Raw genomic sequence first — 11933 nt, forward strand, 5'->3', positions numbered from 1 at the left:
AAAGAGTCTCAAGAATACCTTGAAACTCTTTTTTGTAGTGGATAGGGGAATCGAACCCCTATGCCAAGATTGAGAATCTTGTATCCTAACCATTAGATGAATCCACCATTATTGTACTCAAAAAAAAGAGTCTCAAAATATTCTGAAACTCTTTTTGTAGTGGATAGGGGAATCGAACCCCTATGCCAAGATTGAGAATCTTGTATCCTAACCATTAGATGAATCCACCATTAAATTTACGGTCTATTCTCCGCGGAAGCTGGGGGATTCGAACCCCCGGTACGATGAACTCGTACGGCAGTTTAGCAAACTGCTGGTTTCAGCCACTCACCCAAACTTCCTTTCCGGATTTAATTACCGTAGCATTTTCTCTCAAATGCGGTGCAAAGGTAGGCATTTTATTTGATACATGCAAATTTTAAATGAACATTTTTCCGGAAACCATGTACTTTTCATTATTTTGCATAATGATATTAATTAAGTTAGATTATTTCTTTGAGATTTTCTTTATAGCACTCAATTACATTTGAGTGAAACAACGCCTGTAATTTCATTATCCAAATAGTAACTGTCTGAATATTTTTGCCCGTCTAATTTATATTCAACGCGGATAATTTTCAGATAACCGTCCATATTGGTCGATGAATATGTAATATCATGACTGTATCTATCAGATTGTTTCAGTACATTCCGCATTACATACACCAATGAGTCTGTAATATATGTGGTTGAATCAATATCATGAAACACAATATTGGAAGGTTTCTTACCGTCCAACATGTTTCTCTCCATAAAACCTTTCACTACCGATTCTGCTTTATGTTGTTGTCCGCATGATAAAACGGACAACAACATAACAACAATAAACATGTGATACAATAATCTCATTTACTCAAAGGAATGCTTTTAAGTATTTCTATCAGATGATTCCACACTTTCTGTACCGATGGTATGTAAAGCCTTTCCTCCGGTGTGTGCACATAGCGCAGGGTAGGACCGAATGAAACCATATCAAGATGTGGATACCTTTCAGAGAAAAGTCCGCACTCCAATCCGGCATGAATACCTTTTACTATTGGCTCATTACCAAATAAATTCTTATATGTATCTACAGCAATTTTCGTTAGTTCGCTGTTTGGATTCATCTTCCATGCCGGATACCCGTCATTTTGCACTACTTTTGCTCCCGCTAATTCAAATATTGCTTTTAATGTATTGCATTGATTGTCAAGATTACTCATAACATTGCTTCGCTGTGATGAAACGACAGTCATTTTGCTATTCTCTGTCACAACACTTGCGACATTACTTGATGTCTCGACCATATAGGACAATGCTTCATCCTGGCACATTGCAAAAACCCCATTATCCACACCTTGCAATGCACGTATAATGTTATCCGAAATAATCTTGGGGAGAATCTTTTGGGCTTCGACGCTCTCCATATTGAAGATCATCTCTGTATCGGATACATGAAACTCATCTTCAACATCGCTTGTAAATATATTCCAATCCACACGCACTTCCTCTTTTACATCACTGGGGATAGCTATTATAAACTTACCGTCTCTTGGAATTGCATTGTGCATTTTTCCCGAATTAAACTCAGCCAGACGAATATCATACTTTTCCAGCTCATTATATAAGAAACGGCCGAGAATCTTTATCGCATTAGCTCTTTTTTTATCTATATCATCACCTGAATGTCCTCCTGTAAGCCCCTTTATAGAACCTTGTATGAAAAAGTAATTGTCAGGCGCATTTTCTTTTGTAAATTCAAATGTGGCTGTTGTGCTTCTTCCACCAGCGCATGAAACAAAAAACTGTCCTTCATCCTCACTGTCAAGGTTTATAAGCATGTCGCCATTCATGAAACCAGCCTGCATTCCGCTTGCACCGGTAAGTTGTGTTTCTTCATCACGGGTAAAAACACATTCTATCGGGCCATGTTCTATATCATCGGCATCCAATACCGCAAGTTCGATGGCTACTCCAATACCGTCATCGGCACCAAGAGTCGTACCTTCAGCCTTAAGCCAATCACCGTCAATGTATGTCTTTATGGGGTCCTTGTCAAAATCAAATTCTACATCCACAAGCTTGTCACATACCATATCCATGTGGCTTTGAAGAATAACAGTCTTACGATTTTCATATCCGGGAGTTGCGGATTTCTTTATAATCACATTACCAGTTGCATCCACTTTCGTTTCCAAGTCACGGCTTTCTCCCCAGTTTTTAAGATATTCAATCATCTTTTCCTCGCGCTTTGATGGGCGCGGAATATTGTTTATATGGGCAAATTGCTCAAAAACACCAATCGGCTTTAAGTCACTTTTATTCATTATTTTTTCTTTTTTATTACTGTTTTAATTAATAATTGATTAATTTACATTATCTTTGTAACCGCAAAGTTACGGATTATGATTGAGATTATACTATTAAGCACGTTAATTATTGCTATATCAATGGCATTTTTGTGTGTGAAATTATTTTTCCGTAGAGATGGTAAATTCTCATCGCAGCATATCCATGATAATCCCGGGATGAAAGAGCGAGGAATCCATTGTGTAATGGATCAGGACCGTGAGGCACGCACCATATCATCCCGATCTATCAAGGTAAAGAAGAATAGAGAACGATTAAAAAATTAAGATAAGATGAACAAGAAAAACATTTTCCATGCATTATCAGTGGTGGCAGTAGCCGGTTTGACACTCACCGCATGCGACAAGTCTGCTCCCAAGATGGATGAACAGCCCGCCAAAACTTCAACATCAGTCACGGGTGAAATGAAAATCGCATACGTTGAGGTTGATTCTTTGATGTCTCAGTACAAGTTCTGCAAAGATTTTACAGCCATTTTGCAGAAGAAGAGTAATAACGCTCGCAATACTTTAAACCAAAAAGGCCAAAAATTGCAAGCTGCAGCAGCAAACTTCCAGCAGAAATTAAATAATAACGGTTTTACCAGCCGCGAACAGGCTGCGAGTGTTCAGGCTGCATTACAGCGTCAGCAAGAAGATTTGCAAGAACTGCAAAACCGTCTTGGTTCGGAATTAGACTCAGAGACCGCAAAGTACAATGCCGCATTACGTGACTCGTTGCAAAATTTCCTGAAAGTTTATAACAAAACCAAGAAATATGATTTGATTTTGTCAAAAGCCGGTGACAACATATTGCTTGCAGACAAGAAGCTTGATATCACGGCAGATGTTATTAACGGATTGAACAAGAGATACAAACCTGCAAAAACAGATAAAAAATGAATTTGTATGGCAATAAATATTATTAACTCTTGAATTAATAAGCAATATAATAATTAAATGCGGTGATTTCAAATTTTGAAATCACCGCATTTAATTATTACACGCAAAAAACTAAAATAAGTAGCCGCATTTGGAAATAAATGCGGCTACTTACATATCAATACATATTACATATTATACTCCTGCCAACTCTTAATCTTTATATCCTGTTGCTTTATTGCGCAGAATGCCTCAATAAAGGCTTTGGCCAGTCTCACATTCGTCATCAATGGAATATTATGATCAATTGCACCACGGCGAATGCGGTATCCGTTTGTTAACTCACGTCTTGTCTGATTCTTGGGAACATTTATTATCAGGTCAAACTTATGCTCGGCAATCATGTCCATCACATTATTTTCGCTATTCTCATCTGGCCATCCGACTGTTATCACTGGCACTTCGTTTTCTTTCAAGAATTTGGCTGTCCCGGCTGTGGCGTAGACCTCAAATCCTTTCTTTGCCAACTGGCGTGCCGGTTCAAGCAATGCTACTTTACCCTTTACTCCTCCAGAAGACATGAGAATACGTTTTTCAGGAATACGGTATCCTGTGGCTATCAAAGCATTGAGAAGTGCCTCATTCATATCGTCCCCGATGCATCCCACCTCTCCGGTTGAAGACATATCCACACCAAGCACCGGATCGGCGTTTTGTAAACGAGCAAAAGAGAATTGTGAAGCTTTCACACCTATTCTGTCAATGTCAAACTCACTCTTGTTAGGTTTGTTATATGGAGTGTCTAACATTATCTTTGTTGCCGTCTCTATAAAATTACGCTTCAGTATCTTGCTGACGAACGGGAAGGAACGGGAGGCACGTAGATTACACTCAATAACCTTTATTTCGCGGTTCTTTGCAAGAAACTGAATGTTGAACGGTCCGCTGATATTAAGTTCTTCCGCTATCTTACAGGCTATTTTCTTAATTTGCCTGATAGTCGAGAAATAGATATTCTGGGCCGGGAATACCATTGTAGCGTCACCAGAGTGAACACCAGCATACTCAACATGCTCAGAAATGGCATATTCAACGATTTGACCTTTGTCGGCAACGGCATCAAACTCAATCTCTTTCGTATCCTGCATGAACTGAGATACGACAACCGGATACTCCTTACTAACCTCTGTTGCCATCTTTAAGAAACGCTCAAGTTCTTCCGAACTGTGGCATACGTTCATTGCTGCGCCTGACAATACATAAGAAGGACGTACCAAAACCGGGAAACCGACTTTGTCCACAAATTCCTTAATATCATCAAATGAAGTAAGTGCACGCCATGCGGGCTGGTCTATTCCGAGTTTGTCGAGCATTGCCGAAAACTTATCACGATTTTCCGCCCTGTCTATGTCGATTGGTGAAGTACCGAGCACCGGCACACCGCGGCGGTGTAATTTCATAGCCAGATTATTGGGGATCTGTCCTCCGACACTTACAATTACACCTTTCGGCTCTTCGAGATCTATCACGTCCAGCACGCGTTCGAGTGACAACTCATCGAAATACAACCTGTCGCACATGTCATAATCGGTAGACACGGTTTCTGGGTTATAATTTATCATGATAGATTTGTAGCCGAGTTTGCGTGCGGTCTCAATCGCATTCACCGAGCACCAATCAAACTCAACGGAAGATCCAATCCGATAAGCACCGGAACCAAGTACTACCACCGACTTCTCATTCTTGTAATAATCAATGTCATGACCATCGGTGGCGTATGTGAAATAGAGATAGTTGGTCAGTTCTGGGTGCTCGCTGGCAACGGTATTTATGCGTTTGACGGCAGGTAGGATTCCCTTTTGCTTACGATGACGACGTACTTCGAGATTTTCTTTTTCCATGCTGCCTGTAGTCGATTTCAATACAAAACGCGCAATCTGAAAATCGGAGAATCCGGCAACTTTCACATCCTTAAGCAAAGCATCTGGCAACTCATCCAACGAGTTGTATTCCTGTAATTTATGCTTAAGGTCAACAATGTTTTTTAAACGGATAAGGAACCAAGGGTCTATTTTTGTGAGTTCTTCTATGCGCTCTATGCTGTAACCCTCTTCCAAAGCCTGAGCGATGGCGAATATACGCAAATCTGTGGGATTAGCCAATTCTTCATCAAGGTTTTCAAATCTCGTGTGGTCATTACCCACAAAGCCGTGCATACCTTGACCAATCATTCTTAAGCCCTTTTGTATCATCTCTTCAAACGAGCGTCCGATAGACATTATTTCTCCGACAGACTTCATCGACGAACCTATAAGGCGGCTTACACCGGCAAACTTAGTCAAATCCCACCTCGGAATCTTGCAAATCATATAGTCAAGCTGTGGGGCGGTATAGGCAGAATTGGGTGTACCCATCTCTCCAATTTGATCAAGCGTATAACCAAGAGCTATCTTGGCGGCTACAAAAGCCAGCGGATAACCGGTAGCTTTCGATGCCAATGCCGATGAACGGCTAAGACGTGCATTAACCTCTATTATTCTATAATCGTTTGTCTCAGCATTGAAAGCAAACTGTATATTGCACTCTCCTACGATACCAAGGTGACGCACGCAGCGAATGGAAATGTCTTGAAGCATTTTCACCTGTTCGTCTGTAAGGGAACAAGTGGGAGCCACGACGATCGATTCGCCTGTATGTATTCCAAGCGGATCGAAATTCTCCATTGACGCAACCGTGAAACAGTGGTCATTGGCATCGCGTATAACCTCAAACTCTATTTCTTTCCAGCCTTTAAGTGACTCTTCTACCAAAACCTGTGGGGCGAAAGTAAATGCGCTTCCTGCCAGTTCTTTGAATACATCCTCGTCTTTGCATATTCCCGAACCGAGTCCGCCAAGCGCATAAGCGGAGCGGATCATAACCGGATAGCCAATTTTACGTGCTGCGGCAAGAGCGTCGTCCATGTTTTCAACAGCCTCGCTTATCGGGGTTTTCAATTCTATCTCATCAAGTTTTTTTACGAACAAATCCCTGTCTTCCGTATACATAATGGCATCTACGGATGTCCCCAAAACCTCTACGCCATATTCTTTAAGAATGCCGTTTGTATATAATTCAGTTCCACAGTTTAGGGCGGTCTGTCCTCCGAATGCAAGAAGAATACCGTCCGGACGCTCTTTCTTTATAATCTCCGTGACAAAATAAGGAGTCACAGGTTGAAAATAAACCTTGTCCGCAATACCCTCCGATGTCTGTATTGTGGCGATATTAGGATTGACAAGCACAGACGAAATCCCCTCTTCACGCAATGCTTTCAATGCCTGCGAACCTGAATAATCGAATTCGCCTGCTTGTCCGATTTTTAAGGCACCTGAACCGAGCACAAGCACCTTCTCTAATTTTTTCTCCATATCTTTGGTTGTTTCAATAAATTGTCAGCTAATTAATATCCATGCCCTGCCGCTTGATACAGGAAGATGTCCCAAATCCATATTATTATTTCTATTTAACATCATGATTCCATTCTGCCATATCCATTAATAACATAAATTCAATACCTATTTTCATAAAATATTTCGTGATGCAAAGATACGAATTTTATTTTTTTTCTTTCATAAATGGTTATGCTTTTTAAATACTTATGTATGCGATTGCTTAAAATTCATATCACCAAGTTTTGTAATCGATAGGATATGAAATTGCATTTTATCACTTTGCAATACATGTGTTTTGTTTTGCTTTTTAACAGTACTTTTGTAAATATAATATCATCGATTATACTTCTGTCAATTTATGGATACCAACTATAAAAAGAATAATTATCAATGGTTTTTACTATAAAAAATGGCAGAAGTATATTGTAATATACAGATTTTCCAATTATATCTTATAACAGAAACCGTTATCCTGCATTGGGATACTCGTTGTCATTCATTCGGTATCTAATTGGTGTCCGTTTAGATACTAAACGCACTGCAATAAGTATCCCAATACAACGCAACGAGGCTCCCAATGCAGAGCAAAGAGAGCCTCGTTTTTTGATAATTATAAAAACCTATGGGTACCGTGTTATATATAGAATTCATGACATAGTTAGAGCATTCATGTTCGGACACCATCAGATATAAAGAGCATTGACAATGCTTTTTCTGCAATATCATTTTTTATGGCTGAAAATATGATTTTATCATCACTATATCTGCATGTCGTTTTGTAAATATTTATCATATTTTTCTTTATTTAAATGTGTATTCCTAAAATCAAAGTTACTACAAAATTTATGTAAATGCAAGTTTTATTACGATACACTTTGATATACAATCAATGAATTGGAGTACCTTTTACTTTAATATCTTGTTTTTGTTTATATAATTATCGTTGAGAGCATTTCCACAAATAAATAAAAGCGAGCCTAAATGATTTATCGTCTATAAAATATCATTTAGGCTCGTGTATTATCTCTTTTCTTTGATTATTCCGTGCCTGTAGGCATATAACAACTTTTTTAGATCGGAAATCTGTGCCCGCAGCTCGGCTCCTTTATCTGTATCGGCCACCAGCATGCGGTGTGCTGACATTTCGACAATCTGTGTCGTACTCTTTATGTCCGTACCTCGTTTTATAGAATCTGCGGCAGATGTAAAAGGCTCGTGCTGTACTAATTGAAAGCCACGGCTGTGATATACCAATGTATATCCGGCTATGCCGGTCTCTTTATGATATGCTTCACTAAATCCTCCATCAATGACCATGAGCTTTCCATTTGCCTTGATCGGATTTTCGCCTTTCGAGGCATGTACCGGAACATGTCCGTTGATTATATGACGGTTAGGCCCTTCCACTCCGAATGCATCAAGGATACGGTCGCACACTGTTTCATCATCACGCAACTTAAAATAATTGCCTTTTTCCTCATGGTATGTCTCTTTATCTTTGAGGAAATAACGCTCGAATGTTGCCATCTTGGACTTATCGAATAGCGGACTGTCTTTACCACACCATAAATACAGGAAATAATCTATCGCATACTTCCGCACATTTCCATCGGTGTCATTTTCAAAGGCGGCACGTATCATCATTCCTATTTTCTGCATTAGCTCAAGACCGCTGTATTTCTTACCTGTATACAGTTCAACTTCCCTTAATGTTCCGTCATCATTTAAAGGTACCGAAGCATGAAACAAAAGATTACTGTTATATATGGCATACATACATCCGTGCCCTAACAATATACGTATGTGTTTCCGAAGTTTCTCACTTACGACAAACGAATGACAAAGACGCTGCATAAGCAAAACTTCTTCCTGTGTCAGTTCATTGGGATTTTCCGGGTTGATTGTTGGAAAATGATTGTTGCACATCTCATATTCCTTCCCGTCTATTTTGCATATACCTCTCTCATAATCGACATGTTCAAACAGGCATCTGTCTTGCATGTTCCATTCCGGTCTGCGCTTGAATATGCCGGCCTCCTCCTTAAACTGAATCACACTTATGGCTTTATGCATCTTCGCTGTTAGCCTCATTGTCTTTTCATCCATATTACGACCCTTCAACAATTTGGGCATAAACTCGTCACAAGGATCATCACCATAAACATCCATGGCAAACGTGGCAAGAGGAACGAGATTTATTCCATACCCCTCCTCAAGGGTAGACAAATTGGCATACCGCAGGGATAAACGGAGCACGTTGCATATACACGCCGGATTTCCCGCACAAGCACCCATCCACAGAATATCGTGATTTCCCCACTGTATATCCCAACTGTGATAATGACGCATGGTATCCATTATTATATGAGCACCCGGACCACGGTCGTAAATATCTCCAAGAATATGTAATTGGTCTATTGCAAGACGTTGTATAACTCCGCATAATGCAATTATGAAATCATCGGCTCTGCCTGTTGTAACGATTGTATCAACAATGACATTCACATAGGCTGCCTTGTCTGTGTCTCCTGTACTTTCATGAAGCAATTCCTCGATTATATAACTGAAATCTTCCGGTAGCGATTTTCTTACTTTCGAGCGTGTATATTTACTGCTCACATCAAGGCATATCTTGACAAGGTTATGTATCGTTATGTGATACCAATCGTATATATCCGGCTCTGATGATTTTATCAATTCCAGTTTTTCCTCCGGATAATATATCAAAGTACACAAGTCTTTCTTCTCTATTTCCCGCATATTACCGGCAAACAACTCATTTACTTTACGTTTTATGTTGCCGGAAGCGTTTTTAAGCACATGTTGAAAGGCTTCATTCTCTCCATGAATATCCGCAAGGAAATGTTCAGTTCCTTTTGGAAGATTAGATATAGCTTCAAGATTTATTATTTCTGTACTGGCATCTGCTATTGTTGGAAATGATTGCGACAGCAGACTTAGATAGCGCATATCGGTGTCCATATCATTATGATTGATTGATGTCATATTTCCAAATGTTTTGTTATAATTCTCTTTATTTTTCTTGTTGCTCGGTCGTTTATACTTGTCACTGGCATAAAACCGACATCAAGACAAGTAAAGTCGGCTGCGACCTGCATCAGCCGACCGGCAAACTCTGACAATTCTTCTTCCCTAAGATACCTTTCTATTTTATCATCTTGTACTATTGCTGTCCGAAGAAAGGACGATAGTTCCAATACATTGCTTAGTGTCAGTTTTTTATGTGATATTCTCTCGTGTGCAGCTTTAACAACTGTCACGAATTCCATATTGGCATCAGAGTTTCTTTTACTTGATAACGGCCTTGATTTATGGTGCTTCTCTGGGAGATAGAATGATACTGATGAAAAATCAATATTAGGTATTATGAACTGCAAAATAGTGGCACCTTTCATTACTGTACTGAGTATTTCTTCCTGATATGAATATAAAAGTAATCTGGACCAATCATTTTGACCGATTCCTTTTACTATATTGTATTCTTTATCACTTATCCATTTCTCGTCCAATGCTTGCCCGGCTTTAATCAATACGGAAAGAGCTGTTATTGTTTTGTCATCCATAAGTTTTAAAACATCACTATTCAGAACCTTATTATATACAGCAAATACCTGACAACCGGCATCTACAGTCGTTATGGTTTCGGTGATAAGCGGGTTGCGCACAGTCTCTATACGATTATTCCATCCGTAATTCTTAATGCAATTAGCTTCCATACTCCCCATAGCAATTATGGAATAAGCTTTTTTCAAAATCTTTCTCTGATAAAGAAACAGTTTTGGATATTTTTCACGCCAATAGTTTTGACGCATTATCCATGGCTCTAACTGTCCATGAGGAGTAAATACATATCGTATGTTTCGTGCGTCGGCATGTATCAATGCCATGAATGTAGTAAATTCCCAGCACCCATGCAGGTGTATTATATCCGGCTTCCATTGCTTGATACTCTTCTTGAGTTCCGACAGGTCGGTACTTTTCCTGCTATCCACATATTCGGCCATGACGTTTAATAACATGTCTACATATCTAGCAATCATGTCATCTTTGCCAGGATAAAAATGCAATATTCTCATTAATTATTTGCGTATAAAATCATTTTTATCGGAAGTTGCATATTTTATCATGAGTTTCATATTACTCCATAATAAACCTATTTCCATGACAACAATTTTTGCAGCGGATATACTTTCACCCCAAAAAGCACATGCTCTCTTGGCTATAATGAAGCGCATACAGACTGTTATAAAAAAACAGCAGATGGCGGCTATCATAAAAACAATGTCTTCAACAAACACAGAGTAGGCAAGAACTGATATTTGACCAATATAGTTCAAATGCAACACCAGCATATCAATGTTAAAACGGGCACGATAGGAGTGGCTTCTATTGAGATGTTTTCTCGTTTCCATATAACAAAGGCGTGTGTTTGTCCATGTCTTCTTAGACGGAGTATCTTGCAGCATGAAAGAATCTTCTGAAGTGACAACAGCGGTCCGATCCGATTGTGCATATTCATTCACGATGAAGTCATATTCACCACGTAAATATTTCAAGTTCTTCAAAAAACCGTTTTTCTTCATAAAATCACTCTTGCGTATAGCCAGATTTGCTCCGCAATGCCTGTAAGCCATGCCATTCAATGCCTTGCGGAATGTGTACCATGAAGAAATCATTCGTTCGAAACGATAAAAAGACTTGGTGTTTTCATCAAACTGAGTATATCCCATGACGATGTTATTCTCATTATTACAAAAATGCGAGAATGCTTTCAGCCATTTGTCGCTATACGGACGACAGTCTGCATCAGAAAATATAATCCATTCATTATGTGCGGCTTTAACACCAACAGTCAAAGCTAATTTCCTGCGACTTAAATACTTACTTGATGTGGGTATGAATGTTGTATATAGATTTTTATATTCCTTTTTCAATAATTTTAAAACATTATTTGTATCATCAGTCGATGATTCGTCAACCACAATAACCTCATATCCAGGTTCATAAACCTGGGAAAGGAAATATGGCAGATTTTTTTGTAAATCTGGCGCACTATCATGCGTTGAAATTACAATAGAGAATTTAGGCAATGCCATATCATCATTATCAGAAAATATTGAATGCGGCAACCTGCGAAAAAAAACATTACATAATGAAGATATAATAGCCATCAATAACAGACCGCTACAGATAGCTATTTGAAGAATATCAATCTCCATGACAATATATA

8 protein-coding genes and 3 tRNA genes are annotated in these 11933 nt (G+C 39.1%); 2 read left to right on the forward strand and 9 right to left on the reverse strand.

Annotated features, from left to right (window positions below; all coding sequences use genetic code 11):
• Positions 1-35 precede the first annotated feature (35 nt).
• The 5 genes from HPS53_RS11450 to HPS53_RS11470 all read right to left on the reverse strand — a co-directional run bounded on the left by HPS53_RS11450 (position 36) and on the right by HPS53_RS11470 (position 2345).
• Positions 36-107 (reverse strand) — tRNA-Glu (locus HPS53_RS11450).
• Between the two features lie 50 nt (positions 108-157).
• Positions 158-229: transfer RNA gene (locus tag HPS53_RS11455), tRNA-Glu, on the reverse strand.
• A 24-nt stretch (positions 230-253) separates the two neighbouring features.
• Positions 254-341, reverse strand: a tRNA-Ser gene (locus HPS53_RS11460).
• Between the two features lie 175 nt (positions 342-516).
• Positions 517-888, reverse strand: coding sequence for a hypothetical protein (locus HPS53_RS11465; RefSeq protein ID WP_172206332.1), 372 nt, complete (start codon positions 886-888; stop codon positions 517-519).
• Positions 885-2345 (reverse strand): aminoacyl-histidine dipeptidase, encoded by a 1461-nt coding sequence (locus tag HPS53_RS11470; protein ID WP_172206333.1) that lies wholly within the window; start codon positions 2343-2345, stop codon positions 885-887. Before HPS53_RS11470 ends, HPS53_RS11465 begins: the two co-directional genes overlap by 4 nt.
• A 78-nt stretch (positions 2346-2423) precedes the next feature.
• On the opposite strand from HPS53_RS11470, the gene HPS53_RS12655 reads away from it, so the two are divergent.
• On the forward strand, positions 2424-2654 hold the full coding sequence (locus HPS53_RS12655; protein WP_104369885.1) for a hypothetical protein: 231 nt from the start codon (positions 2424-2426) through the stop codon (positions 2652-2654).
• A gap of 6 nt (positions 2655-2660) precedes the next feature.
• Positions 2661-3269, forward strand: a complete 609-nt coding sequence (locus HPS53_RS11475) for an OmpH family outer membrane protein (protein WP_104369886.1) — start codon at positions 2661-2663, stop codon at positions 3267-3269.
• Positions 3270-3436: 167 nt separating this feature from the next.
• Here the strand turns inward: HPS53_RS11475 and carB are convergent, their stop codons facing one another.
• The 4 genes from carB to HPS53_RS11495 all read right to left on the reverse strand — a co-directional run bounded on the left by carB (position 3437) and on the right by HPS53_RS11495 (position 11922).
• Complete coding sequence (carB, locus tag HPS53_RS11480) at positions 3437-6658, reverse strand: carbamoyl-phosphate synthase (glutamine-hydrolyzing) large subunit (protein ID WP_172206334.1); 3222 nt, start codon at positions 6656-6658, stop codon at positions 3437-3439.
• A gap of 1044 nt (positions 6659-7702) precedes the next feature.
• On the reverse strand, positions 7703-9688 hold the full coding sequence (locus HPS53_RS11485) for a fructose-1,6-bisphosphatase (protein ID WP_216651927.1): 1986 nt from the start codon (positions 9686-9688) through the stop codon (positions 7703-7705).
• Positions 9685-10779, reverse strand: a complete 1095-nt coding sequence (locus HPS53_RS11490) for a glycosyltransferase (RefSeq protein ID WP_172206335.1) — start codon at positions 10777-10779, stop codon at positions 9685-9687. The genes HPS53_RS11485 and HPS53_RS11490 overlap by 4 nt, the downstream gene beginning before the upstream one ends.
• A gap of 3 nt (positions 10780-10782) precedes the next feature.
• The gene (locus HPS53_RS11495) at positions 10783-11922 is read right to left on the reverse strand and encodes a glycosyltransferase (RefSeq protein ID WP_172206336.1); all 1140 of its coding nucleotides are present in this window, start codon (positions 11920-11922) and stop codon (positions 10783-10785) included.
• Between the last annotated feature and the right edge of the window lie 11 nt (positions 11923-11933).

It is taken from the genome of Prevotella sp. PTAC (genome assembly GCF_013166535.1).
Taxonomy (GTDB): Bacteria; Bacteroidota; Bacteroidia; order Bacteroidales; family Bacteroidaceae; genus Prevotella.

What these genes read in the sequence shown, in the direction of transcription:
- HPS53_RS11465 (WP_172206332.1), bottom strand. Translation starts at nt 888, where the DNA reads ATGAGATTATTGTATCACATGTTTATTGTTGTTATGTTGTTGTCCGTT.
- HPS53_RS11470 (WP_172206333.1), bottom strand. Translation starts at nt 2,345, where the DNA reads ATGAATAAAAGTGACTTAAAGCCGATTGGTGTTTTTGAGCAATTTGCC.
- HPS53_RS12655 (WP_104369885.1), top strand. Translation starts at nt 2,424, where the DNA reads ATGATTGAGATTATACTATTAAGCACGTTAATTATTGCTATATCAATG.
- HPS53_RS11475 (WP_104369886.1), top strand. Translation starts at nt 2,661, where the DNA reads ATGAACAAGAAAAACATTTTCCATGCATTATCAGTGGTGGCAGTAGCC.
- carB (WP_172206334.1), bottom strand. Translation starts at nt 6,658, where the DNA reads ATGGAGAAAAAATTAGAGAAGGTGCTTGTGCTCGGTTCAGGTGCCTTA.
- HPS53_RS11485 (WP_216651927.1), bottom strand. Translation starts at nt 9,688, where the DNA reads ATGACATCAATCAATCATAATGATATGGACACCGATATGCGCTATCTA.
- HPS53_RS11490 (WP_172206335.1), bottom strand. Translation starts at nt 10,779, where the DNA reads ATGAGAATATTGCATTTTTATCCTGGCAAAGATGACATGATTGCTAGA.
- HPS53_RS11495 (WP_172206336.1), bottom strand. Translation starts at nt 11,922, where the DNA reads ATGGAGATTGATATTCTTCAAATAGCTATCTGTAGCGGTCTGTTATTG.